At 68.3% G+C, this 25,648-nt stretch carries 20 protein-coding genes and 1 tRNA gene; 12 read left to right on the top strand and 9 right to left on the bottom strand.

Translation table 11 applies throughout. The features are described from left to right. The 5 genes from KY49_RS10220 to KY49_RS10205 all read right to left on the bottom strand — a co-directional run bounded on the left by KY49_RS10220 (window position 1) and on the right by KY49_RS10205 (window position 2,924). On the bottom strand, window positions 1-234 hold the full coding sequence (locus tag KY49_RS10220) for a hypothetical protein (RefSeq protein WP_042584408.1): 234 nt from the start codon (window positions 232-234) through the stop codon (window positions 1-3). Next, window positions 231-452: a hypothetical protein gene (locus KY49_RS10215; protein WP_052495631.1), complete on the bottom strand. Its 222-nt coding sequence runs from the start codon at window positions 450-452 to the stop codon at window positions 231-233. Before KY49_RS10215 ends, KY49_RS10220 begins: the two co-directional genes overlap by 4 nt. Window positions 453-617: 165 nt before the next feature. Continuing rightward, window positions 618-1,637, bottom strand: a complete 1,020-nt coding sequence (locus KY49_RS35335) for a site-specific integrase (RefSeq protein WP_082062315.1) — start codon at window positions 1,635-1,637, stop codon at window positions 618-620. Between the two features lie 164 nt (window positions 1,638-1,801). Continuing rightward, a tRNA-Val gene (locus KY49_RS10210) sits at window positions 1,802-1,876 on the bottom strand. A 145-nt stretch (window positions 1,877-2,021) separates the two neighbouring features. After that, entirely contained in the window at window positions 2,022-2,924 is a 903-nt protein-coding gene (locus tag KY49_RS10205) for a LysR family transcriptional regulator (protein WP_042584406.1), read from the bottom strand. Between the two features lie 127 nt (window positions 2,925-3,051). On the opposite strand from KY49_RS10205, the gene KY49_RS10200 reads away from it, so the two are divergent. The 3 genes from KY49_RS10200 to KY49_RS10190 all read left to right on the top strand — a co-directional run bounded on the left by KY49_RS10200 (window position 3,052) and on the right by KY49_RS10190 (window position 7,488). Then, the gene (locus tag KY49_RS10200; protein WP_042584405.1) at window positions 3,052-4,812 is read left to right on the top strand and encodes an acyl-CoA dehydrogenase family protein; all 1,761 of its coding nucleotides are present in this window, start codon (window positions 3,052-3,054) and stop codon (window positions 4,810-4,812) included. Beyond that, entirely contained in the window at window positions 4,809-6,002 is a 1,194-nt protein-coding gene (locus KY49_RS10195; protein WP_042584404.1) for a CaiB/BaiF CoA transferase family protein, read from the top strand. Before KY49_RS10200 ends, KY49_RS10195 begins: the two co-directional genes overlap by 4 nt. Window positions 6,003-6,090: 88 nt before the next feature. Then, window positions 6,091-7,488, top strand: a complete 1,398-nt coding sequence (locus tag KY49_RS10190) for an MFS transporter (protein ID WP_042584403.1) — start codon at window positions 6,091-6,093, stop codon at window positions 7,486-7,488. A 123-nt stretch (window positions 7,489-7,611) separates the two neighbouring features. Here the strand turns inward: KY49_RS10190 and KY49_RS10185 are convergent, their stop codons facing one another. Together KY49_RS10185 and argA are read right to left on the bottom strand one after the other, a co-directional pair. After that, entirely contained in the window at window positions 7,612-7,887 is a 276-nt protein-coding gene (locus KY49_RS10185; RefSeq protein WP_009692666.1) for an oxidative damage protection protein, read from the bottom strand. Between the two features lie 49 nt (window positions 7,888-7,936). Then, complete coding sequence (gene argA / locus KY49_RS10180) at window positions 7,937-9,316, bottom strand: amino-acid N-acetyltransferase (protein WP_042584402.1); 1,380 nt, start codon at window positions 9,314-9,316, stop codon at window positions 7,937-7,939. Between the two features lie 23 nt (window positions 9,317-9,339). On the opposite strand from argA, the gene hrpA reads away from it, so the two are divergent. From hrpA to KY49_RS10155, 5 genes are all read left to right on the top strand, one after another. Continuing rightward, the gene (hrpA, locus tag KY49_RS10175) at window positions 9,340-13,434 is read left to right on the top strand and encodes an ATP-dependent RNA helicase HrpA (protein WP_042584401.1); all 4,095 of its coding nucleotides are present in this window, start codon (window positions 9,340-9,342) and stop codon (window positions 13,432-13,434) included. Between the two features lie 165 nt (window positions 13,435-13,599). Continuing rightward, entirely contained in the window at window positions 13,600-14,589 is a 990-nt protein-coding gene (locus KY49_RS10170) for a YVTN family beta-propeller repeat protein (RefSeq protein ID WP_042584400.1), read from the top strand. 16 nt (window positions 14,590-14,605) lie between these two features. Next, window positions 14,606-15,580, top strand: a complete 975-nt coding sequence (locus tag KY49_RS10165; protein WP_042584399.1) for a sterol desaturase family protein — start codon at window positions 14,606-14,608, stop codon at window positions 15,578-15,580. Between the two features lie 142 nt (window positions 15,581-15,722). Further along, on the top strand, window positions 15,723-16,550 hold the full coding sequence (locus tag KY49_RS10160) for an EI24 domain-containing protein (protein ID WP_042584398.1): 828 nt from the start codon (window positions 15,723-15,725) through the stop codon (window positions 16,548-16,550). Beyond that, complete coding sequence (locus KY49_RS10155) at window positions 16,547-17,365, top strand: competence/damage-inducible protein A (protein WP_042584397.1); 819 nt, start codon at window positions 16,547-16,549, stop codon at window positions 17,363-17,365. Before KY49_RS10160 ends, KY49_RS10155 begins: the two co-directional genes overlap by 4 nt. A gap of 97 nt (window positions 17,366-17,462) precedes the next feature. Here KY49_RS10155 and KY49_RS10150 read toward each other — a convergent pair whose 3' ends face one another. Further along, the gene (locus KY49_RS10150; RefSeq protein WP_042584396.1) at window positions 17,463-17,927 is read right to left on the bottom strand and encodes a rhodanese-like domain-containing protein; all 465 of its coding nucleotides are present in this window, start codon (window positions 17,925-17,927) and stop codon (window positions 17,463-17,465) included. Between the two features lie 395 nt (window positions 17,928-18,322). Between KY49_RS10150 and glnA the strand changes: the two genes are divergently transcribed. The 4 genes from glnA to KY49_RS10130 all read left to right on the top strand — a co-directional run bounded on the left by glnA (window position 18,323) and on the right by KY49_RS10130 (window position 24,802). Continuing rightward, the gene (gene glnA, locus KY49_RS10145; RefSeq protein ID WP_029226484.1) at window positions 18,323-19,738 is read left to right on the top strand and encodes a type I glutamate--ammonia ligase; all 1,416 of its coding nucleotides are present in this window, start codon (window positions 18,323-18,325) and stop codon (window positions 19,736-19,738) included. 176 nt (window positions 19,739-19,914) lie between these two features. Beyond that, complete coding sequence (glnL, locus tag KY49_RS10140; RefSeq protein WP_042584395.1) at window positions 19,915-21,057, top strand: nitrogen regulation protein NR(II); 1,143 nt, start codon at window positions 19,915-19,917, stop codon at window positions 21,055-21,057. Between the two features lie 38 nt (window positions 21,058-21,095). Then, window positions 21,096-22,604: a nitrogen regulation protein NR(I) gene (ntrC, locus tag KY49_RS10135; RefSeq protein ID WP_042584394.1), complete on the top strand. Its 1,509-nt coding sequence runs from the start codon at window positions 21,096-21,098 to the stop codon at window positions 22,602-22,604. Window positions 22,605-22,693: 89 nt separating this feature from the next. After that, window positions 22,694-24,802, top strand: coding sequence for a prolyl oligopeptidase family serine peptidase (locus KY49_RS10130; RefSeq protein WP_042584393.1), 2,109 nt, complete (start codon window positions 22,694-22,696; stop codon window positions 24,800-24,802). 47 nt (window positions 24,803-24,849) lie between these two features. Here the strand turns inward: KY49_RS10130 and xth are convergent, their stop codons facing one another. Continuing rightward, window positions 24,850-25,626 carry an exodeoxyribonuclease III gene (gene xth / locus KY49_RS10125; protein WP_042584392.1) on the bottom strand — a complete coding sequence of 259 codons (777 nt, stop codon included), beginning with the start codon at window positions 25,624-25,626 and terminating at the stop codon, window positions 24,850-24,852. Window positions 25,627-25,648 lie beyond the last annotated feature (22 nt).

Genomic DNA, 25,648 nt, shown 5'->3' with positions numbered 1-25,648 from the left:
TTACCTCGCGCGATGCAGCGTCAGCCACTGTCGCCGTGTCATGGGAGTTTCCACGCAGATGCCGTTGACGACCTGCACCTCCATGGTCTGCTCGTTGTAGTACTGCTCCCAGGCAGCCACGATGTCCGGAGGCGTACCAGGCGGCTCGACGGCGAGCGGGTCGGACGGCGACGTCTGGGCCACTGTCAGAGATGGCGCAGCGAGCAGCGCAGCGAACGCAATGGCGGCTTTCATGCGCGCCTCCCGTAGCGTCGCTGATCTAGCAGCCCCTGGAGGTAGCCCCACAGTTCGGGCTCGACGCTATCGCCGGGTCTGCACGCCTGTAGCAGGTCCTCGAGCCGTTGCTCGCTCATTAGCATCGGGTCTTCAAGCTCAAGCACCAGCGCGAGGTCACTGTCCGCTGAGAGCGTTTGCAGGGGGTGCCGACGAGCGGCGACAATGGCGGTAGCCATGATCGATCTCCTTTCAGATCGGTTTTGGTCAGGCGTAGCCGGTCGGTGGCTGCCGGCCGGCTGCGCCGCTTTAGAGTTTGTGCTTGATTCGGATGAGGCCAAGTGCCGGGTGCGAAGCCGGCGTTTGCTTATTCGTCGCGTATCGGATTGGGGTGTCCCTCGCGGTCACCCGAGCTTTCTCGCAAGGTCTGTTGCCCTCGGGTGGTAGTAGCGCTTCAGCATTTGGACCGTCTTATGGCCAGTCACCGCCGATAGTTCCAAAACGTTATCGAGGCGTTCGCTGATCCGACTCGTCGCTTCGTGCCGGAGGTCGTGAAAATGGAGGTTCTCGATTCCGGCACGCGCACACGCGCGTGTGAATGCTTTCTTTAGCGCTTCGGGCGAGATCGGAAATACGCGTCCGCTTATGTCGCGGGGCAGCGCGGACAATATGGCGACGGCACGGCTGGATAGCGGTACGTCACGTGCCTCTCCATTTTTCGTGTCGTGCAGCCTGACGTAGCTGGCGTCGAGAAAGACATCTGACCACCGCAGAGAAAGGATTTCACTGCGCCGCATCGCGGTTTCGAGTGCTATGGCGACTACCGGGTGTACCCAGCGGTTTCGGCAGCCCCCTGGCTCAAATCGGCCTTCGTTGTCCCGTGGACTAGGCAGAAGCTCGTCAAGCAATCGGCGTTCTTCGCCCGGCGACAGTCGTCGGCTCCGTGCGCGATTTTCGCGTGGGCGACGAATGACAGATACGGGGTTGGTTTCGAAGTGGACAGACCATTCGCATCTCGCCACGTTCAGCACGTGACTGATCAAATTGAGGTCGCGATTCACACTTGATGGCGATACTTCAGTCAAGCGGCGATCGCGATAGTCGGCGAGGACTTTGCTACTGAGGGCAGTGATCTTGTATTGAGCGAGCGCGTCTTTCCGGAGCTTTCTGATTCGCAATATTTCGACGGCACCGCCTTTCTTCTGCGGTGATACCTCGGCTGCATACCGGTTGAGCAGATCGCCCAGGGTGTTGCGTTCAGCCTCTGTCCGGTCTACGAAGAGGCCCCGGTCCATTTCCGACTCCAGTCGGCGAGCCCATGCTTCAGCGTCGCCCTTGGTGTCGAACGTACGAGTTTGTTCGGGATAGCCTTGACGACGAACTGCCGCCCGCCAGTAGTTCCCGCGCTTCCAGATCGATGCCATCGATGCTCCAGACTATGTGGTTCTTGTTGCGTCTGGGCTTATTGTCTGAGTGCGCCACTTCTGCGCCAAAAGGCTAAATTCGCCAAGTTCGGCCGCAAAGAAAAAGGCCCTCGGCTTACGCCTGAGGGCCTTTGTTCTTCGGGCTTCACACACCGATGAATCCTTGGTGGGCGGTACTGGGATCGAACCAGTGACCCCTGCCGTGTGAAGGCAGTGCTCTACCGCTGAGCTAACCGCCCAAAGAAGATGAAATTATGTCAGGCTTTTTCGGGTTCGTAAAGCACTTTCTGCAAATTTTTTTACGGGCACGCACATTCGTGTCGTGGACGGCCTCGAAGTTCGTGACGAACGCCAGCCGGCACGCCGTCGCGACACCGGCGCGGCTCATCCCGCGAGCGCCGGCAGCGCTTCGATCGACGCGCGCAGATAGTCGGCAAAGCGCAGCGCGACCGGTTCGGCGCTCCCGCTGCGCTTCAGCTCGAGCGTGCGCGATTCGAGCGGCGCATCCTTCAGCGGCCGGAACGCGAGCCGGTCGCTCTTCACCTGCTGCAGCACGCGCGGCACGAGCGCGACGCCCATCCCGAACTCGATCATCGACAGGATGGTCTGCCACAGCCGCGCCTCGTGACGGATCAGCGGGCTGAAGCCCGCATTCACGCATTGCGCGATGATCAGGTCGTGATAGTGCGGGGCCGCGTCGCGCGGAAACAGGATGAAGGGCTCGTTCGCGAGCGCGGCGAGCGCAACCTGCCGGCGCCGCGCGAGCGGATGTCCGGCCGGCAGGCAGCAGACGAACGGCTCCGCATGGATCGGCGTCGAATCGACCTCGGGCGGGAAGTGGCCCCAGTGCGCGTAGCCGAGGTCGATCTGGCCGCGCTGGATGGCCTGCACCTGCGCCTGCGTGTTCATTTCCGAGAGCACGATCTCGACGCCCGGGTGGTCGGCCTCGAAGCGCCGCACCGCGTCGGGCAGCCCGCGATACAGCATCGAATGGACGAAGCCGACCCGCAGCCGCCCCGCGTACCCCGACGCCGAGCGGACCGTCAGGCGCTCGGCCTCGGCCGCCTGCAGCAGCAGCCGGCGCGCCTCGCCGAGCAGCACCTCGCCGGCATTGGTCAGCGCGACCGACTTGCTGGTGCGCGCAAACAGCTGCACGCCGAGCGCGTCCTCGAACTTGCGGATGTCGAAGCTCAGCGCCGGCTGCGAGATGAACAGCCGCTTGGCGGCGCGCCCGAAATGCAGCTCATCGGCCACCGCGACGAAATATCGAAGCTGCTTCAGTTCCATCGCCTCTTTCCCCTGGCTTCGGCATCGATAAGCGCCGTCTATCGTACCGGATAAATCCTGTATTGGACGCTTATCGGTCCCGCGCCTACGCTGATCGGACCGCTTGGCATGGGCAGGAGACACCGACTTGAACGACATCGATCGCGCGCCGACCACCGGCGCTTCCAATATCCCCGACACCCGGGGCATCAATTTCTTCACCGCGGATCCGGATCTGGGCGTGCTGCTGAGGCTCCATCTCGGCGATGCGCGATATGCGGAACTCGAACCGCAGCTGCACGCGCTCGGCGCGCGCGTCAGCGGCGAGCTCGACGAATGGGCCGCATGCGCGGACAAGCATCCGCCGGTGCTCGAGCATCGCAACCGGCGCGGCGAGCCCGTGCAGCGGATCGACAAGCATCCCGCGTATGTCGCGCTCGAGCGCGTCGCGTATGCGGAGCTCGGGCTCGCGTCGCTGAGCCACCAGCGCGCGCCTGCATCGCCGCTCGTCAAGTACGCGCTGACCTTCCTGTTCGTGCAGGCGGAGTTCGGGCTGTGCTGCCCGGTCAGCATGACCGACTCGCTGACCCGCACGCTGCGCCGCTTCGGCGAGCCGGAGCTCGTCGCGCGCTATCTGCCGATGCTCGCGTCGCGCGACTTCGACACGCTGTACCAGGGCGCGATGTTCATGACCGAGCAGGCGGCGGGCTCCGACGTCGGCCGGATCGCGACGCGCGCGGCGCGCGACACGGACGCGCACGGCGACACGGTGTGGCGCCTGTACGGCGACAAGTGGTTCTGCTCGAACGCCGACGCCGATCTCGCGATGGTGCTCGCGCGGCCCGACGGCGCGCCGGACGGCATCAAGGGGCTGGCGCTGTTCCTGCTGCCGAAGACGCTGCCGGACGGCACGCGCAACCACTACCGGATCGTGCGGCTGAAGGACAAGCTCGGCAGCCGGTCGATGGCGAGCGGCGAGATCGCGCTCGAAGGCGCGCACGCATACCTGATCGGAGAGATCGGCCGCGGCTTCCACCAGATGGCGGACATGATCAACATGTCGCGGCTGTCGAACGGCGTCCGCGCGGCGGGCTTGATGCGGCGCGCGATGAACGAGGCGCTGCACGTCGCCATGCATCGCGAGGCGTTCGGCCGCACGCTGATCGAGCTGCCGCTGATGCAGCGGCAGCTGATGAAGATGCTGCTGCCGACCGAGGCCGCGCGCACCATGTTCATCCGGATCGCGCTGCTGCTGCAGCAAGCCGACGCCGGCGATGCCGAGGCCGCGCGCTGCGTGCGCATCCTGACGCCGCTGATCAAGTTCCGCGCGTGCCGCGACGCGCGCCGCGTGACGGGCGACGCGATGGAAGTGCGCGGCGGCACCGGCTACATCGAGGAATGGAGCGACGCGCGGCTCGTGCGCGATGCGCATCTCGGCTCGATCTGGGAGGGCACGAGCAACATCGTCGCGCTCGACGTCGCGCGCGCCGCGCAGCGCGAGCGCGCGCTCGACGCGCTGCATGCGTTCCTCGCCGACCGGCTCGGCCAGGCGCCGTTGCCGGACGCGAGCCGCACCGTGTTCACGCGCGTGCTCGCGCGCGCAACCGATGCGCTCGCGCAGGTCGCGGCGAGCGGCGACGACGCAGGCGTGCGCCAGGCCGCGTCCGCGCTGTACTACGCGAGCGCGGCGATCCTGATGGCGTGCGAGGGCGTATGCACGGCGCCGGACCATCGCCGTCTCGCGCTCGCGCACCTGATCGTGCGCGAGAAGCTGCTGCCCGTCGATCCGCTCGCGCCGCCGTCGCGCCGCGAGCGCCGCGACGAGGCGGCGACGGTCGACGCGCTGCTGCGCGGCGCGCCGGTGTCGCTGGCCGCAGCGCTCGACCTGCTGCCGGAGGTCGAGCGATGAACGGGACGCAAGGCGCACTGGCCGGCCTGAAGGTCGTCGACCTGAGCCGCGTGCTCGGCGGCCCGTACTGCACGCAGGCGCTCGCCGACCACGGCGCGCAGGTGATCAAGATCGAACCGCCGGCGGGCGACGAGACGCGCGGCTGGGGGCCGCCGTTTCTCGACGACACCGCGTGGTACTTCATCGGCGTCAACCGCAACAAGGAGGGGCTCGCGCTCGACCTGTCGTGCGACGAGGGCCGCGCGATCCTGTGGCGTCTGCTCGAGGAGGCCGACGTGCTGGTCGAGAACTTCAAGCCGGGCACGCTCGCGCGCTGGGGCATGGACTACGCGCGCGACCTGCGGCCGCGCTTTCCGCGGCTGATCCACTGCGCGGTGACGGGCTTCGGCGCCGACGGTCCGCTCGGCGGGCTGCCCGGCTACGACGCGGTGATCCAGGCGATGGCCGGGCTGATGAGCGTCAACGGCGAGCGCGACGGCGACGCGATGCGCATCGGCCTGCCGATCGTCGACATGGTGACGGGGCTCAACGCGCTCGCCGGGATCCTGCTCGCGCTGGCCGAGCGCGAAAGGAGCGGGCACGGGCAGTCGATCGACATCGCGCTCTACGACTGCGGCGTGTCGCTGCTGCATCCGCATCTGCCGAACTTCTTCGGCTCCGGGCGCACGCCGGAACGCAGCGGCAACGCGCATCCGAACATCGCGCCGTACGACGGCTACCGCACCGCGACCGTGCCGATCTTCCTGGCGGTCGGCAACGACCGGCAGTTCGCGCGGCTCGCCGCGCATCTCGGCGCGCCGGAACTGGTGGACGATCCGCGCTTCGTCGACAACCGTAGCCGCTGCGCGCACCGGCCCGAGCTGAAGGCCGCGCTGGAAGCGTTGCTGGCGCCGCATGCATGCTTGCCGCTCGCGCGCGACCTGATGGCGGCCGGCGTGCCGTGCGGCCCGGTGCAGACGGTCGCCGACGTCGTGCGCGATCCGCATGCGTGGCACCGCGACTTGTTCGTCGAGATCGGCGCGTATCGCGGCATCGCGTCGCCCGTGAAGCTGTCGCGCACGCCGGCGACCTACCGCTCGTCGCCGCCGGCGCTGGGCCGCGACACGCGCGCGGTGCTCGACCGTCTCGGGGTCGATCCGGCGCTGCAGCAGCAATTGCTCGACGCCGGCGTGCTGAAGGCGCCCGACTGACGCGAGGCCGCCGGCCGGCGGCACAGCCCGGCCAAACCGGACAAGGCGCGCGGCAGTCGCGCCACCGACTACTGACACGGAGACATCGATGACCCGTCCGCATCCCCAACCCGCCGCGAACCCGCGGCCGGGCCGCGCCGCGCTTGCCGCGTTCGTCGGCACGACGATCGAGTGGTACGACTTCTATATCTACGGCACGGCCGCCGCGCTCGTGTTCGGCAAGGTGTTCTTTGCGAGCACGATGAATCCCGGCGTCGCGACGCTGCTCGCGTTCGTCACGTTCTGGGCCGGCTTCGCGGCGCGTCCGCTCGGCGGGATCGTGTTCGGCCATCTCGGCGACCGCGTCGGCCGCAAGACCGCGCTCGTGATCACGCTGGTGATGATGGGGCTCGCGACCACCGGCATCGGCCTGTTGCCGAGCTACGCGCAGATCGGCGCATGGGCGCCGGCCGGGCTCGTCGTGCTGCGCGTGCTGCAGGGCGTCGCGGTCGGCGGCGAGTGGGGCGGCGCGGTGCTGATCGCGAGCGAAAACGCGCCGAAGCACCGGAGCATCTTGTACGCGGCGTTCGCACAGCAGGGCTCGCCCACCGGCAACCTGCTCGCGACCGGCGCGTTCTTCGCGCTGAGCGCGCTGCCGACGCCCGCGTTCCTGATGTGGGGCTGGCGCATCCCGTTCCTGCTGTCGGCGGTGCTCGTGGTCGTCGGCATGGTGATCCGCCTGAAGCTCGAGGAGTCGGCCGACATGCAGCGCGTGCTGCAGCGCAAGCGCACGGTGAAGCTGCCGCTGCGCGACGTGGTGCGCGATCACTGGCCGGTCGTGCTGCTCGCGGCGGGCACGCTGCCCGTCATCAACGTCACGTATTTCCGCAGCACGTTCGCGCTGTCGTGGGCGACCCGGGAGCTCGGCTACGCGCAGGGGACGTTCCTCGGAATCCTGTCGATGTCGCTCGTCGTGCAGTTCCTGATGCAACCCGTCGGCGCATGGCTCGTGTCGAAGATCGACATGCGGCGCGCGATGTGCTGGATCCTGATTCCGGAGATCGTGCTGATGCCGGTGATGTTCCACGCGCTCGCGACCCGCTCGTACTGGATCGCCGTCGCCGGCATGTGCGTGTCGACGATTCCGTCGGCGATGTTCTACGGCGCGGTCGGCGGCGTGCTCGCGCGCGTGTTTCCGGCGAACGTCCGCTATACGGGGCTGTCGCTCGCGTACCAGTTGAGCGCGCTCGTCGTCGGCGGCGGCACGCCGGTGCTCGCGCAGGCGATCCTCAACGCGACGGGCAGCATCGTCGGCGTCGCGATCGCGTCGGGGCTCTACGCGTGCGTGTCGCTCGTCTGCATGCTGGCGCTGCTGAACCGCACGGGCCATCGCGCGGACGAGCTGTCGAGCGCCGAGCGCAGCGATGCGGCGGAATGGGGCGCCGACAACGCGGCTGGCGGGCTGGAGCAGGCCAGCGAGGGCGGCGCGCTGAAGCCGGCGGGGTGAGCGGCGCGGCGCGCGCTGTCGCCGCCGGAAGTCGCCCCCCAAAACGAAAACGGCACCGCGCGTCGCACGGTGCCGCTTTCGATATCGGTGCAAGACCGGCGGAAGCCGGCCGCGCGACTCGCGTCAGCCTTCCGTCGGCGGCACGTAGCCGGACGCCTGGTCCGCACCTTCGCCGAAGAAGTACTTCTCGGTCTGCTTCATCAGGTACTGGCGCGCGCGCGGGTCGGCCATGTTCAGGCGGTTCTCGTTGATCAGCATCGTCTGCTGCTTGAGCCAGCCCTGCCACGCTTCCTTCGACACGCTTTCGTAAATGCGCTTGCCGAGTTCGCCCGGCAGCGGCGGGAAATCGAGACCTTCGGCTTCCTTGCCGAGCTTCGCGCATTGGATCATTCGAGCCATCGTGTACTTCTCCTGTAATCGGTCTGGGGGAGGGCAGCCGTGCCTGCGCTCAGAGCTGCTTCATCAGCACGAGCGACTTGCGCTGCCAGTTATAGAGTTTGCGGCGGTCTTCCGGCAGGTCGTCGACGCTCACCTTCACGAAGCCGCGCTTGAGGAACCAGTGCTCGGTGCGCGTCGTGAGCACGAAGATGTGCGTGAGGCCGCGCGCCCGCGCGCGCTGCTCGATGCGCTTGAGCAGCCGCTCGCCGTCGCCGGAGCCTTGCGCCTCGGGCGCGACGGTCAGGCACGCCATCTCGCCGATCTTTTCCTGCTGGTAAGGGTACAGCGCCGCGCAGCCGAACAGCACGCCGTCGTGCTCGATCACCGAGAAGTGGTCGATGTCGCGCTCGATCTGGTGGCGCCCGCGCCGCACCAGCGTGCCGTCCGTCTCGAGCGGCTCGATCAGCGACAGGATGCCGCCGACGTCGTCCGGCGTCGCTTCGCGCAGGCTCTCGAGGTTCTCGTACGAGATCATCGTGCCGACGCCGTCGTGCAGGAACAGCTCGAGCAGCATGCTGCCGTCGAGCGACTGCGGGATCAGGTGCGCACGGGTCACGCCGCCGCGGCACGCGCGGATCGCGTGCTTCAGGAAGAACGCGTCGTCGCCCTGGACGTTGCCCGAGTCGAGCAGCTCGGCGGCTGCGTCGAGCGACATTTCGCGGACCAGCTCGCCTTCGTCGTCGACGATGCCGGGCGCCTCGGTCAGGAAGATGATCTTGTCGGCGCGCAGCGCGATCGCCGCCGCGGACGCGACGTCCTCCATCGACAGGTTGAACGCCTCGCCGGTCGGCGAGAAGCCGAGCGGCGACAGCAGCACCAGCTTGCGGCTCGCGAGCGAATGGCGGATCGATTCGGCGTCGATCTTGCGCACCACGCCCGTATGCGCGAAATCGACTCCGTCGAGGATACCGACCGGCCGCGCCGTCACGAAGTTGCCCGACACGACGCTGATGTGCGCGTGCGCCATCGGCGAGTTCGGCAGGCCCTGGCTGATCGCGGCCTCGATGTCGAGGCGCACTTCGCCGGCCGCTTCCTTCGCGGATTCGAGCGCGCGCGCATCGGTGATGCGCAGCCCGTGCGAAAACTCGGATTCGACACCGTGCAGGTTCAACTGCTCCTCGACCTGAGGCCGCGAGCCGTGCACGAGCACGATCTGGATGCCCATCGCCTGCAGCAGCGCGATGTCGGACACCAGTGCGCTGAGGAGTCCCTGCTGGACGACCTCGCCGCCGAATCCCACGACGAATGTGTTGTTGCGGAACTTGTGGATATAGGGCGCGACGGAGCGCATCCAGTCGACGAACTGCGCGTGGCTGGCGGCCGAATCGTCGGCGGCCGGCGGGTTCGCGGCGCCGGACTGGGCGTGGGGGAGGTCGGTTTGGGAATTCATGGGCGGGATTATAATGCGCCCCCATGTCGAATGTACCTAAAAGTCCCGCGCCGACGCGGGCCAACGCGCCGTCGGCCGAGCACCCGGATGGTGCGGGCGACGCGCGCCAGCCCGAGGGCCGGACGCCACGCGCGCCGACGGGCAATCCGCAGCGCGGGCCGCAACGCGAGCGCGCGCCGCGTGCCGCCGTCACGCCCAATCCGGTCCCGCCGATCACGTACCCCGAAAGCCTGCCCGTGTCGGGCAAGCGCGACGAGATCGCGCGTGCGATCGCCGGCCATCAGGTCGTGATCGTCTGCGGCGAGACGGGCTCGGGCAAGACCACGCAGCTCCCGAAGATCTGCCTCGAACTCGGCCGCGGCCTCGGCGCGGGCGGCACCGGCCTGATCGGCCACACGCAGCCGCGCCGGCTCGCCGCGTCGTCGACCGGCCGCCGCATTGCCGAGGAGCTCGGCACGCCGTTCGGCGAAGTGGTCGGCTACAAGGTGCGCTTCACCGACAATCTCGCGCCCGGCGCGTCCGTCAAGCTGATGACGGACGGCATCCTGCTCGCCGAGACGCAGACCGATCCGCTCTTGAAGGCATACGACACGCTGATCATCGACGAGGCGCACGAGCGCAGCCTGAACATCGACTTCCTGCTCGGCTACCTGAAGCAGATCCTGCCGAAGCGCCCGGACCTGAAGCTGATCGTCACGTCGGCGACGATCGACGCGGACCGCTTCGCGCGCCATTTCGGCAGCGACGAACGGCCGGCGCCGGTGATCGAGGTGAGCGGGCGCCTGTATCCGGTCGAGATGCGCTACCGCCCGGTGGCCGAGGATCGCCCGGCCGTGAAGCACGCCGAGGGCACCGCGAGCCGTGACCGCGTGAAGACCGCGCGCGAGGCCGAGCGGGACCAGATGGACGCGATCGTCGACGCGGTCGACGAGCTGTGCCGCGAAGGCTCGGGCGACGTGCTGGTGTTCCTGCCCGGCGAGCGCGAGATCCGCGAGGCCGCGGAGGCGCTGCGCAAGCATCACCCGCCGCACACCGAGATCCTGCCGCTGTTCGCGCGCCTGTCGGCGGCCGAGCAGGACAAGGTGTTCAAGCCGTCGAACGCGCGCCGCATCGTGCTCGCGACGAACGTCGCCGAGACCTCGCTGACGGTGCCGGGCATCCGCTACGTCGTCGACACCGGCCTCGCGCGCGTGAAGCGCTATTCGTACCGGAACAAGGTCGAGCAGCTGCAGGTCGAGTCGATCTCGCAGGCCGCCGCGAACCAGCGCGCGGGCCGCTGCGGCCGGGTCGCGGACGGCATCTGCATCCGCCTGTACGAGGAAACCGACTACCAGGCGCGGCCGCGCTTCACCGATCCGGAAATCCTGCGCTCGTCGCTCGCGTCGGTGATCCTGCGGATGAAGTCGCTGCACCTGACGGCGATCGAGATGTTCCCGTTCCTCGAGCCGCCGCCGGGCCGCGCGATCGCGGACGGCTACCAGCTGCTCAACGAGCTCGGCGCGGTCGACGACGACAACGCGCTGACGCCGCTCGGCCGCGAGCTCGCGCGGCTGCCGCTCGATCCGCGGGTCGGCCGGATGATCCTCGGCGCGCGCGACCAGCAGGCGCTGCGCGAAGTGCTGATCATCGCGAGCGCGCTGTCGGTGCAGGACCCGCGCGACCGGCCGATCGACGCGCAGGAGCAGGCCGACCAGGCGCACCGCCGCTTCGCCGACGAGCGCTCGGAATTCCTGCAATGGCTGAAGATCTGGGCGTGGTTCGAGGAAGCGGTCGCGCACAAGAAGTCGAACCGCCAGCTGATCGACGCGTGCCGCCAGAATTTCCTGTCGCACCTGCGCCTGCGCGAATGGCGTGACGTCCATTCGCAGCTCCTGACCGTCGTGCGCGAGCACGGCTGGCGGCTGAACGACGCGGAAGCGACCTACGAGCAGATCCATCTGGCCCTGATGACGGGCCTGCTCGGCAACCTCGGGTTGAAGGCCGACGACGAGCCGCACTATCTCGGCGCGCGCGGGATCAAATTCTTCCTGTGGCCGGGCTCGGCGCTCGCGAAGAAGGCGGGACGCTGGGTGATGGCGGCCGAGCTGGTCGAGACGAGCCGGCTGTACGCGCGCTGCCTCGCGAAGATCGAGCCGGAATGGATCGAGAAGGTCGGCGCGCATCTGCTGAAGAAGGCGCTGTCGGAGCCGCACTGGGAAAAGCGCCCGGCGCAGGTGAGCGCATTCGAGCGCGCGACGCTGTACGGCTTGCCGGTCTACCACCGGCGGCGCGTCGCGTTCGGCAGGCAGGACCCGGCGCGCGCGCGCGAGCTGTTCATCCGCGGCGCGCTCGTCGAAGGCGAGTTCGACACGAAGCTCGCGTTCTTCGCGCACAACCGCAAGCTGCTCGCCGACATCGAGCAGCTCGAGCACAAGTCGCGCCGGCAGGACGTGCTGGTCGACGACGAGCTGATCTACGCGTTCTACGACCAGGCGCTTCCGGAAGGCATCCACACGGGCGCCGCGTTCGAGCGCTGGTATCGCGACGAGGTGAAGAAGGGCGGCCAGCCGGAAGACAAGCTGCGCCTGCTGTACCTGTCGCGCGACGACCTGATGCGCCACGAGGCGGCGGGCGTGACGACCGAGCTGTTCCCGAAGCGCGCGACGATGGCGGGCGTCGAGATGGCGCTCACGTATCACTTCGAGCCGGGCGCGCCGCGCGACGGCGTGACGCTCGCGGTGCCGCTCTACGCGCTGAACCAGGTCGACGCGCGCCGCTGCGAGTGGCTCGTGCCGGGGATGCTGAAGGAGAAGGTGCAGTTGCTGCTGAAGTCGCTGCCGCAGAAGCTGCGCCGGCACTGCGTGCCGCTGCCGGAATTCGCGGCCGGCTTCGTCGAGCGCATGGGGCGCGAGCGCTTCGGTGCGGGCGGGCTCGTCGAGGCGCTGATCGCCGACGTGCGCGCGCAGACGCAGGTCATGATGAAGACGGGCGACTTCAAGCTCGAAACGCTGCCCGCGCACCTGTTCATGAACTTCAAGGTGATCGACGAGCACGGCCGCCAGCTCGCGATGGGGCGCAATCTCGCGCAGCTGCGCAGCGAACTCGGCGCGCAGGCGCAGCAGCAGTTCCAGAAGATCGCCGCGGCGGCGACGATCACGGCCGGCGGCGACGCCGATGCGGCCCCGTCCGCCGGCGCGGGCGCCGCGCAGGGCGGCAAGAGCGGCGGCAAGATCGGGAAGGGCGCACCGCCGCAGACCGCCGCCCCGGCGCAAGCCGGTGCGACGGCGCTCTACGAGAACCTGACGACCTGGAATTTCGGCAAGCTGCCCGAGCTGCTGGAAATCCGCCGGCGCGGGCAGACGCTGTTCGGCTACCCGGCGCTCGTCGACCGCGGCGCGCATTGCGACGTCGAGGTGTTCGATTCGCCGGAGGAAGCCGCGCGCATCCATCGCGCGGGGCTGCGGCGGCTGTTCGCGCTGCAGCTGAAGGAGCCGATCAAGTATCTGGAGAAGAACCTGCCGGGCCTGCGCGAGATGGCGATGCAGTACATGTCGCTCGGCACGCAGGACGAGCTGCGCGACCAGCTGATCGACACCGCGCTCGACCGCGCGTGCCTGCAGGATCCGCTGCCCGTCGACGACGCGAGCTTCCACGCGCGCCGCGACGAGGGCAGGAGCCGGCTGAACCTGCTCGCGCAGGAGATCGCGCGGCTCGTCGGGCAGATCCTCGCCGAATACGCGGGGCTCGCGAAGAAGCTCGCGCAGGCGAAGCCGTTCGCGCAGGCGCACGCGGACCTGCAGCAGCAGCTCGCCGCGCTGGTCGGCAAGCGCTTCGTGATCGACACGCCTTACGTTCAGCTTGCGCACTTCCCGCGCTACCTGAAGGGGATCGCGCTGCGGATCGACAAGCTGAAGGCCGATCCGGCCCGGGACGCGAAGCAGTTCGGCGACCTGCAGCCGCTCGTCCAGCAATACCAGCGCGCGGTGTCGCAGCGCGGCGGCGTCGCCGATGCGCGCCTCGCGGAGTTCCGCTGGCTGCTCGAGGAGCTGCGGATCTCGCTGTTCGCGCAGGAGCTGCGCACGCCGATGCCGGTGTCGGTCAAGCGGCTGCACAAGGTCTGGGAGTCGATGCAACGCTAGGGCCGGCGCGGCCCCGGCCGGCGGCGCGCCCCGCGCGGGAATCTTTCGCGCGCGCGGGAACGCCGCCGCCGGCCCTGCGTCGAAGTGGCGCAACGTCCGTTTCCGTCAACCGGCGGGGGCGGTCGTCCGTTTTACAATGACGCCCGATCTACGACGTGAGTCTTCATGCGCACTTTCCTTTCCCTCGGCCGCGCGCTCGCGCTGGCCGCAGCCGTGCTGGCGCCCGCCGCACACGCGAACAACGTCATCGTCCTCAATTCGGCCGAAGCGACGCTTTCCCTGATCGACCAGCAGAGCCGCCAGGTCGTCGGCACGATGCCGACCGGCAAGGAACCGCACCACCTGATGGCGACGCCCGACAACGGATCGCTGATCGTCGCGAATTCGGTGTCGAACAGCCTGATGTTCGTCGATCCGAAGACGGGCAAGCTGCAGCGCACGGTCGAAGGCATCGAGGATCCTTACCAGCTCGGCTTCTCGCCCGATCACAAGTGGTTCGTGTCGACCGGGCTGCGCCTCGATCGCCTCGACATCTACAGCTACGACGGCCATGACCTGAAGATCGCGAAGCGCGTGCCGCTCGCGGTGATGCCGAGCCACCTCGCGTTCACGAAGGACAGCAAGACGGTGCTGGTGTCGCTGCAGGTGTCCGGCGAGATCGCGGCGGTCGACCTCGCGACGCAGACGGTCAAGTGGAAGATGCCGGTCGGCAAGGTGCCGGCGGGCCTGTGGCTGACGCCGGACGACAAGTACCTGCTGGTCGGGATGACGGGCGCGGACTACGTCGCGGTCGTCGACTGGCGCAACCAGAAGGTCGTGAAGACGATCACGACCGGCAAGGGCGCGCACAACTTCCGCTCGCTCGCCGACGGCACGCACGTCGCGATCACGAATCGGGTCGCGAACACGATCAGCATCATCGACGAGAACACGCTCACCAACGTCGGCGACATCACGGGCCTGTTGCCCGGCCCCGACGACATGGAGCTGTCCGCCGACAAGAAGACGCTGTGGGTGACGTTCCGCTTCGCGAAGAAGGTCGGCATCATCGACCTGGCGTCGCGCAAGCTGGTGCAGACGATCGCCGTCGGCCGCTCGCCGCACGGGATCTACTTCTACGACCGCGCGCCGTGGAAGGCGGCGAACGGCGCGTGACGCTCGGGAGCAAACGATGCTGCACCTGATCGACGCATTCGTGTCGGACATCCAGACCTGGCTGTACGTCGACGTCGTGCAGCCGCTCCTCTTCAAGTTCAACCTGATGGACTACGACGAGGATACTTACGACGCGCTCTACTGGGTGATCGTCGGCGCGCTGCAGATCGTCGCGATGTTCGTGCTGCTGCGCCCGCTCGAGGCGCTGCGGCCGGTCGAGAAATGGACGAACCGCAAGGCGGTGCGGGTCGACGTGATCTACACGCTGATCGCGAAGCTCGGCATCTACTCGCTGTTCTTCTTCTTCGCGCTGCAGCCGCTGTTCGACAACTTCCAGGCGTGGCTGCGCCTGCACGGCATCGCGAACTTCAACCTCGACTACCTGTGGCCGGGCGTCACGTCGCAGCCGATCGTCACGTTCGCGATCTACGTCGTCGTGCTCGACTTCGCCGGCTACTGGTATCACCGCTGGCAGCACAAGATCGGCATCTGGTGGGAGCTGCACGCGGTGCATCACAGCCAGCGGCAGATGTCGCTGTGGTGCGACGACCGCAACCACCTGCTCGACGACGTGATCCAGTCGTGCTTCTTCGCGGCGATCGCGCTCGTGATCGGCGTGTCGCCGTCGCAGTTCGTCGTGCTGACCGCGCTCACCAACTTCGCGCAGAGCATCCAGCACACCAATGCGCGGCTGTCGTTCGGCTGGCTCGGCGAGCGCCTGCTCGTCAGCCCGACGTTCCACCGCCGCCACCACGCGGTCGGCTACGGCCACGAAGGCACCAAGTACGGCTGCAACTTCGGCGTGCTGTTCCCGTGGTGGGACATGATGTTCGGCACTGCGTCGTGGAACCGCACGGTCGAGCCGACCGGCATCCGCGAGCAGATCGAGGGCGTGTCGTACGGCGAAGGCTTCTGGGCGCAGCACGGTCTCGCGTTCGTGCGGATCTTCCGGCGCCTCGTCCCCGCGAAGCGCGGCGCGGCGTCGGCCTGAGCGCGGCGCCCGTCATTCCTCTGCGTCCGGCGATGCCCGTTCCTGCGCCGGGCGTTCCTTTCCCGCGGCCCGTCTGCGTTTTGGCGCAGACGGGCCGCGTGGTTTATCCTTTCCCCGTTTTTCTTCGTCGACCCAGGCCCGCATGAACGACTTGCTGCGTTCCTTCGTCCGGGCACTCGCGAGCGCGCTGCACCCGCGGATGCTCTGGCTCACCCTGATGCCGTTCGTCGTCTCCGCGTTGTTCTGGGGCGTCCTGCTGTGGTTTGCGTGGCAGACGCTCGTCGACGCCGCGCGCGGCGCGCTCGACGGCTTCGCGCTGACGACGGCGCTCTACCGGGTGTTCGACCTGATCGGGCTGTCGCAGCTGCATGCGGTCGTCGCGCCGTTCGTCGTCGTGGCGCTCGCGGTGCCGCTGATCGTGCTGACGGTGCTGCTGCTGATCGCGTCGATCTCGATGCCGGTCGTGGTCAAGTACCTGTCGAGCCGCCAGTTCGCCGCGCTCGAGATGAAGCGCGGCGGCACCTTCGTCGGCAGCATGTTCAATGCGTTGTGGACGGCGTTCGCCGGCATCGTGGCGTTCGTCGTCACGCTGCCGCTGTGGCTGATCCCGCCGTTCTTCGCGCTGCTGCCGCCGGTGATCGGGGGCTGGATCACGTATCGGGTGATGACCTACGACGCGCTCGCGGAGCACGCGAGCCGCGACGAACGCCGCGCGCTCGTGCAGCGGCACCGCTGGCCGCTGATCGGCATCGGCGTCGCGACCGGCTTTCTCGGCACGCTGCCGACCCTCATCTGGGTGTCGTCCGTCTGGATGATGGTGTTGTTTCCGTTCGTCGCGGCGGCGATGATCTGGGTTTACGCGTTCATTCTGGTTTTTTCGGCGCTGTGGTTCGGCCATTACTGCCTGCGCGCGCTGGAGGACCTGCGCGCGACGCCGCGCGCCACCACCATCGACATGGGGCAGGCATGAGTATCGGCATCATCATCATCGGCGACGAAATCCTTTCCGGCCGCCGGCAGGACAAGCATCTCGCGAAGCTCATCGAGCTGCTCGGCGCGCGCGGCCTCGCGCTCGACTGGGCCGAGTACGTCGGCGACGATCCGGCGCGGATCACCGCGACGCTCGCCCGCGCGTTCGCGGCGGGCGACATCGTGTTCTCGACGGGCGGCATCGGCGCGACGCCGGACGACCATACGCGCCAGTGCGCGGCCGCGGCGCTCGGCGTGCCGCTCGAACTGCATCCGGACGCGAAGCTGCTGATCCAGGAGCGCATCCGCGAGACGCACACCGACCCGGACCAGCCGATCGATTTCGACTCGCCGGAAAACCGGCACCGGCTCAACATGGGCGTGTTTCCGCGCGGCGCGACGATCATCCCGAACGGCTACAACCGGATTCCGGGCTTCTCGGTCGGCGACGTCCACTTCGTGCCGGGCTTCCCGGTGATGGCGTGGCCGATGATCGAGTGGGTGCTCGACACGCGCTATGCGCACCTGCACCACGCGACGCCGCACGCGGAGCGCTCGCTGTACGTGTTCGAGCTGCCGGAATCGACGCTCACGCCGCTGATGGAGAAGATCGAGCGCGATTTTCCGGGCGTGCGGGTGTTCAGCCTGCCGAGCGTCGGCGATGCGGAGCGGGGCGGGATCTACGCGCGCCGCCATATCGACCTCGGCGTGAAGGGCGAACCGGAAGCGGTCGCGGCCGCGTTCGTGAAGCTGCGCGAAGGCGTGCACCTGCTCGGCGGCGACGTCGTCGAACCCGAAGTGACGCGCGCGTCGTAAGCGAGAACGCAACGGGCCGCAGTCGTTCACCAACGCGGCCCGTCATCGGGATGTCATCGCCCGGCTCGACGATGACGCAGACGGCGCGCGTGCGCCGTCAGGCGCCGATCCACGGCAGTTTCCGGAAGCACCAGCCTTCGACCGTCTTGCGGTGGCCTTCGGCGTCCTTCGCGCCCTCGAAGCCTTCGAGCAGGTCGAACGCCTTCGTGTAGCCGGCCTGCGTGGCGGCGAGCGCGGCGAGTTTCGAGCGCGCGGCGCTGCGGCACAGGAACAGCACCGGTGCGCCGGGTTCGACGGCCGCCTTCAGTTGGTCGACGAATTCGGCATTCGGCACGCCGCCCGGGTAGCGGGCCCATTCGAGATGCAGGTACTGGCCGTCGCCGACGAGCGGGCGGCCGACCCAGTCCAGCTCGGCGCGGGTGCGCACGTCCACGAGGCGCGCCGACGGGTCGAGCTGCAGCAGTTCGAATGCCTCGGCCGGCAGCAGCGCGCCGGCATAGTTCAGCGCGCCTTGGGCGCGGCGTTCGTCGGCCTTCGCGTAAAGCTGTTCGAGCGTACTCATGGCAGGAGGTCTCCCTATCGATCAAACGAACATTCTAGCGCGCCGCCTGCCGCGCGATGCCCGTGCGCCACGCGGCCCGTGCACGGCGCGCGTGCTCACCAAAAGGGTGCAAAATGCGTGAAATGCACCATAATGATTCATTCGTGATGCCGCACACGATGGAGTGCACCATCGGGGTGCCTGCGACGAACCGGCAAGGCCCCGAAATTGCGCGGCGTAGCCTCGTCGCGGCGAGCCACGGCGCGATTTGCGCCCGCCCCGCGCAAACATGGCACGGAAGCTGCTTTATTGAATCCGGTCGAATCGGGGCACGCTGCGCCAAAGCCAAGCTCCGAGCAGCTCGATAAACGAGGCGGTCCCAGTCCGCCGGTATTGTTCAATCAGGAGAAGAGGTTATGAGTAAAACCGTCGCCGACGTCATGCAGCTCGTGAAGGACGAGGACGTCAAGTTTGTCGATTTCCGCTTCACCGATACGCGCGGCAAGGAGCAGCACGTGTCGGTGCCGGTGTCGGCGTTTGACGAAGACAAGTTCGAGAACGGTCACGCGTTCGACGGCTCGTCGATCGCTGGCTGGAAGGGCATCGAGGCGTCGGACATGCTGCTCATGCCGGACCCGAGCGCCGCGTTCGTCGACCCGTTCTACGAAGAGTCGACGCTGGTGCTGACCTGCGACGTGGTCGAGCCGGCCGACGGCAAGGGCTACGAGCGCGACCCGCGTTCGCTCGCGAAGCGCGGCGAGGCATACCTGAAGAGCACGGGCCTGGGCGACACCGCGTACTTCGGTCCGGAGCCGGAATTCTTCATTTTCGACTCGGTCCAGTGGAACACGGACATGTCGGGCTGCTTCGTGAAGATCAACTCGGAAGAAGCGCCGTGGTCGTCGGCCAAGGAATTCGAAGGCGGCAACACGGGCCACCGTCCGGGCACGAAGGGCGGCTACTTCCCGGTCGCGCCGGTCGACACGTTCCAGGACATGCGTTCGGAAATGTGCCTGCTGCTCGAACAGCTCGGCATCCCGGTCGAAGTGCACCACCACGAAGTGGCGGGCCAGGGCCAGAACGAAATCGGCACGAAGTTCTCGACGCTCGTGCAGCGCGCCGACTGGACGCAATGGTCGAAGTACATCATCCACAACGTCGCGCACTCGTACGGCAAGACGGCGACGTTCATGCCGAAGCCGGTCGTCGGTGACAACGGTTCGGGCATGCACGTCCACCAGTCGATCTGGAAGGACGGCCAGAACCTGTTCGCGGGCAACGGCTATGCCGGCCTGTCGGAATTCGCGCTGTTCTACATCGGCGGCATCATCAAGCACGCCCGTGCGCTGAACGCGATCACGAACCCGACGACGAACTCGTACAAGCGTCTCGTCCCGCACTTCGAGGCGCCGGTCAAGCTCGCATACTCGGCACGCAACCGTTCGGCATCGATCCGCATTCCGCACGTGTCGAACCCGAAGGGCCGCCGCATCGAGACGCGCTTCCCGGACCCGATGGCCAACCCGTACCTGTGCTTCACGGCGCTGATGATGGCGGGCCTCGACGGCGTGCAGAACAAGATCCACCCGGGCGAAGCCGCCGACAAGAACCTGTACGACCTGCCGCCGGAAGAGGATGCAAAGATCCCGACCGTCTGCGCGGGCCTCGACCAGGCGCTCGAAGCACTCGACAAGGATCGCGAGTTCCTGACGCGCGGCGGCGTGTTTACGGACGGCATGATCGATGCGTACCTCGCGCTGAAGGAGCAGGAGCTCGCGAAGTTCCGCATGACGACGCATCCGATCGAGTTCGAGATGTACTACTCGCTGTAAGCGGCGATGGCGCTTCGACGCTTCAGCGGGCGAAGCGCCGCCACGCCGGTTCGCTCGCGCCGCGCAACTCCCGGCGCGAGCAGCGGAATCTGAAAAGGGGACGGCGCCCAGCCGTCCCTTTTTTGTTCCGCGGCATTCACATTTTTTGCGCATCCTGGGCTCGATAAGCACGCAAGATGGTTCTGAAGAATCTGATCAAGGCGAAGACGGGGCAGCCTGAGCGTCTGTCGGATGACGAGCGGCTCGCACGTTCGGGGCTGCTCGCCGGGCTGGAGGCGCTGCCGACGGTCGTGCTGGTGCTCGACCGCAAGACGCTGAAGATCGCGTTCGCGAATCCGTCCGCGGAGGCGATGCTCGACATCTCGCGCCGCCAGCTCGCGCAGCGGCCGTGGGGCGAGATCTTTCCGAACGCGAACGAGCTCGCGTCGACGATCACCGCGATCGGCGAGGAACGCTTTCACGCGACGCACCTCGACACCGTGCTCGACCGGCCCGGCCGCGAGCCGCTGCACGTGCACGCGATCGTCGGCTTTCTCGAGAGCGCGCAGGATTTCGTGCTCGTCGAGCTGTTCGAGAACGAGCGCCAGTCGCGCACCGACCGCGAGGAGCGCATCCACGACCTGACCGCGGTCAACAAGCAGTTGATCCGCAATCTCGCGCACGAGATCAAGAACCCGCTCGGCGGGATCCGCGGCGCCGCGCAGCTGCTCGAATTCGAGCTCGGCGAGCGCGAGCGCGGCGAGCTGCGCGAATACACGCAGGTGATCATCAAGGAGTCCGATCGCCTGCAGACGCTCGTCGACCGGCTGCTCGAGCCGCACCGGCATCCGCACATCGTCGGCGACGTGAACATCCACGAAGTGTGCGAGCGCGTGCGCGCGGTGATGCTTGCCGAGTTCCCGCGCGGGCTGTCGATCGAGCGCGACTACGACGTCAGCGTGCCGGACCTGCGCGGCGACAAGGAGCAGCTGATCCAGGCGCTGCTGAACATCGTGCGCAACGCGGCGCAGGCGCTGCGCGAGCGGATCGCGCAGGGCGATGCGCGCATCGAGCTGCGCACGCGGGTCGCGCGCAAGATCACGATCGCGAAGCGCCTGTACAAGCTGGCACTGGACTTGCACGTGATCGACAACGGGCCGGGCATTCCGGACGAGATCCGCGACCGGATCTTCTACCCGCTCGTGTCCGGGCGCGAGGACGGCAGCGGCCTCGGCCTCACGCTCGCGCAGACGTTCGTGCAGCAGCACGAAGGGATGATCGAGGTCGAAAGCCGGCCCGGTCGCACCGAATTTCAGATTTTGCTGCCGCTCGATCACTGAGCGGCGACCCGCGATTCACCGAGATATCTGACCGACCTATGAAGCCGATCTGGATAGTAGACGACGACCAATCGATCCGCTGGGTGCTCGAAAAGGCACTCGCGCGCGACAGCTTCGCGACCAAGAGCTTCTCGAACGTGCGCGACGCGCTCGGCGCGCTCGACCACGAGACGCCGCAGGTGCTGGTGTCCGACATCCGGATGCCGGGCGGCTCGGGCCTCGAGCTGCTGCAGGCGGTGCACGAGCGGATGCCGGACCTGCCGGTGATCATCATGACCGCGTTCTCCGATCTCGACAGCGCCGTCGCGGCGTTCCAGGGCGGCGCGTTCGAATACCTCGCGAAGCCGTTCGACGTCGACAAGGCCGTCGAGCTGATCCGCCGCGCGGTCGAGGAGAGCCTGCGCAGCGGCGCGCCGCAGGACGACCGCGTCGCCGAGGCGCCCGAGATGCTCGGCCAGGCCCCCGCGATGCAGGACATGTTCCGCGCGATCGGCCGCCTGTCGCATTCGGCCGCGACCGTGCTGATCACCGGCGAGTCGGGCACCGGCAAGGAGCTCGTCGCGCGGGCGCTGCACCGTCACAGTCCGCGCGCGAACGGGCCGTTCATCGCGCTGAACACCGCGGCGATTCCGAAGGACCTGCTCGAATCGGAGCTGTTCGGCCACGAGCGCGGCGCGTTCACCGGCGCACAGACCACGCGCCAGGGCCGCTTCGAGCAGGCCGAGAACGGCACGCTGTTCCTCGACGAAATCGGCGACATGCCGTTCGACCTGCAGACGCGCCTGCTGCGCGTGCTGTCGGACGGCCAGTTCTATCGCGTCGGCGGCCACAGCCCGCTGCGCGCGAACGTGCGCGTGATCGCAGCGACCCACCAGAACCTCGAGTCGCGCGTGCGGCAGGGGCTGTTCCGCGAGGATCTGTATCACCGGCTCAACGTGATCCGGCTGCGCCTGCCGCCGCTGCGCGAACGCAGCGAGGACATCGCGCTGCTCACACGCCACTTCCTGCAGAAGAGCGCGCGCGATCTCGGCGTCGAGCCGAAGCGCGTGTCGGACGAGGCGCTCGCGTACCTGACGTCGCTGCCGTTCCCCGGCAACGTGCGGCAGCTCGAGAACCTCGCGAACTGGCTGACCGTGATGGCGCCCGCGCAGACGGTCGAGATCAAGGACCTGCCGCCCGATCTCGTGCCGTCCGGCGCGGCCGTCGTCGCGATGGGTGACGCGGCCGACGCGCAGGCGGCAGGCAGCGACGCGAGCGCGTTGCCGCCGATCGCCGGCGTGACGGGCGCGCCGGCCGCCGCGGCGCCGAACGGCGGCGCGCCGGCCGGCTATCCAATGTGGGAGCACGGGCTGCGCACCGAGGTCGCGCGCCTGTTGCGCGAGAATTCGGCCGACGTGATGGACGAACTCGCGCGCCGCTTCGAGGCCGCGGTGATCCGCGAGGCGCTCGACTTCACGCGCGGCCGCAAGGTCGAGGCGGCGGAGCGGCTCGGCATCGGCCGCAACACGATCACGCGCAAGATCCAGGAACTGCATCTGGAGCCGTAAGCGCGCAGTGCGGCATGCGCGGGCGCCGCGCATGCCGCGATCGGACATAATCGCGGTTTGACCGCAGTGTGCTGCCAAGTCGATCCGCCATGTCCGATTCCTTCCGCTGGCCCGCCGGGGCCGACCCGTTCCGTTTTCTCGAAGCGCTCGACAGCGCGCGCGCCCGCGCGTGGGTCGACGAGCAGAACGCGCGCACGCGCGTCGCGCTGCGCGACGACGACGCGTATCGCGCGCTCGTGGCGCGCCTCGCGCAAGCCTACCTGCCGCGCGAGCGCCCGGTGATTCCGGCCCGCTGGCGCGACTGGGCGTACGACCTGTGGCAGGACGACCTTCATCCGAAGGGACTGTGGCGCCGCGCGCGCTGGGACGACTGGCGCGCGGGCCGGCCCGCGTGGGAAACGCTGCTCGACGTCGACGCGCTCGGCGTGGAAGAGGGCGAGTCGTGGGTGTTCGAGCACGACGCGATCCTGTATCCGGACGGCGATCGCGCGCTGCTGTCGCTGTCGCCGGGCGGCGCCGACGCGGTCGTCGTGCGCGAGTTCGATCTCGTCGAGCGCCGCTTCGTCGACGCGGGTTTCACGATCGACGAGCCGGGCCATCATACGATCGGCTGGATCGATCGCGACACCGTCTACGTGAGCTGGGATCGCGGCGAAGCGCATGCGACCGCGGCAGGCTATCCGTACGAAGCGCGGCGCTGGGTGCGCGGCACGCCGCTCGCCGATGCGCCCGTCGTGTTCCGCGGCGAGCCCGACGACGTTAGCGCGGGCGCGTGGTACGACCCCGTCGAAGGCCGCCACTTCGCATCGCGCAGCGTCGATTTCTTCGATCTGCATTCGTACCGGCTGACCGCCGAAGGCGAGTGGGCGCGCTACGACGTGCCGACGCACGTCGAGGTCGGATTCTGGCAGGGCTGGCTCATGATGGAGCCGCGGCTCGACTGGGAATGCGACGGCGTGCGCCACGCGGGCGGCTCGCTGCTCGCGATCCGCGAGGAGGCGTTTCTTGCCGGTTCGCGCGCGTTCGACACGCTGTTCGAGCCGGGGCCGACGACGTCGGCGTGCACGTGGACGCACACGCGCCACACGCTGATCGCGAGCTGGCTCGACGACGTGAACAACCGGACGCTGCTGTGGCAGCCGCGGCAGGCCGACGACGGCGCGTGGACGTGGGACGCGCGGCCGTTCGACTGGCCGGGCGACGCGCAGATCGACGTCGAGCCCGTCGAGGCGACGGTGAACGACGACGTGTACGTGGACGTCGACACCTATCTCGATCCGCCCGAATGCTGGCTGGCCGATCTTGCCGATCGTGCGGCCGATGCGCCGTCGCGCCGCGTGCTGCTCGACCGGCCGCCGGTGCAGTTCGACCCGGCCGGGCTCGTCGTGCGTCGCGCGAATGCGCGCTCGCGCGACGGCACCGTGGTGCCGTACACGCTGATCGGGCCGCGCGATGCGCTGGATGCGCCCGGCGGCGGCGCGCGTGTCGCGCGGCCGTGCCTGCTGTCCGGCTACGGCGGCTTCGCGTTGCCGAACCTGCCGGGCTACAGCGATGCGCTCGGCATCGCGTGGCTCGAGCGCGGCGGCGTCGCGGCGTTCGCGCACATCCGCGGCGGCGGCGAGTTCGGGCCGCGCTGGCACGTCGACGCGCAGCGCGAGCACCGGCAGCGCTCGTTCGACGATTTCATCGCGGTGGCCGAGGATCTGATCGCAACGGGCGTGACGACGGCCGCGCAGCTCGGCATCGAGGGCGGCAGCAACGGCGGGCTGCTGGTCGCCGCGTGCATGGTGCAGCGGCCGGAGCTGTTCGGCGCGGTGCTCTGCCGGGTGCCGCTGCTCGACATGCGACGCTATCCGAAGCTGCACGCGGGCGCCGCATGGCTGGACGAGTACGGCGACCCGGACGACCCGCGCGAGGGCGCGGCGCTGGCCGCGTACTCGCCGTATCACCGGGTGCGCGAAGGCGTCGCGTATCCGCCGCTGCTGCTGACGACGTCGACGCGCGACGATCGCGTGCATCCCGCGCATGCGCGCAAGATGGCCGCGCGCATGCACGCGCTCGGCCACGAACGGGTGTGGTACTGGGAGAACACCGACGGCGGCCACGGCAGCGCCGACGATCTGGAGCGCGCCGAATCCGACGCGGCCGAATTCGGTTTCCTGTGGGCCCATCTCGGGCCCGCTCCCGCGCGTCGCTGACCGCGCGTCGCTGACCGCGCGTCACTGACCGCGCGCGGGCAGCGTGCTCAGCCGACGACCGCGACCACGGGCGTATGGTCGGACGGCTGCTCCCACGTGCGCGGCGTGCGATCGACGACGCACGACGTGCAGGTTTCGGCGAGCGCCGGCGACAGCAGGATGTGGTCGATGCGCAGCCCCGCGTTGCGGCGGAACGCCATCATCCGGTAGTCCCACCACGTGAAGGTCTTTTCGGGCTGCTCGAAGCGGCGGAACGCGTCGACGAGCCCGAGTTCGATCAGGCCCGCGAAGTGCGCGCGCTCCTGCGGCGACACGAGATTCTGGCCCTCCCATTTCGCGGGATCGTGCACGTCGCGGTCTTCCGGCGCGATGTTGTAGTCGCCGAGCAGCGCGAGCTTCGGGTAGCGCCGCAGTTCGCTGCGCAGCCACGCGTTCAGCGCATCGAGCCACTGCATCTTGTAGACGAATTTGTCGGAGTCGGGCGCCTGGCCGTTCGGGAAATACGCGGAGATGATGCGCGTGCCGTCGATCGTCACCGCGATCACGCGCTGTTGCGGATCGTCGAAGCCGGGGACGTTGCGGGTGATGTCCGATTCGTCGAACGGCAGGGTGTCGCGCGCGAGGATCGCGACGCCGTTGTAGGTCTTCTGGCCGGTGAACCAGCTGCGATAGCCGGCGGCCTCGAGATCGGCGCGCGGGAATTTGTCGTCCGGCAGCTTCAGCTCCTGCAGGCACAGTACGTCGGCGCCGCTTTGCGCGAGCCAGTCGAGCACGTGCTGCTTGCGGACGTTGAGCGAGTTGACGTTCCAGGTGGCGATCTTCATCGATGGAGGCGGCGAGAGTGCA

This window comes from Burkholderia sp. MSHR3999, assembly GCF_000833595.1.
Classification (GTDB): domain Bacteria; phylum Pseudomonadota; class Gammaproteobacteria; order Burkholderiales; family Burkholderiaceae; genus Burkholderia; species Burkholderia ubonensis.
This window is presented reverse-complemented; position numbering and strand designations above follow the sequence as displayed.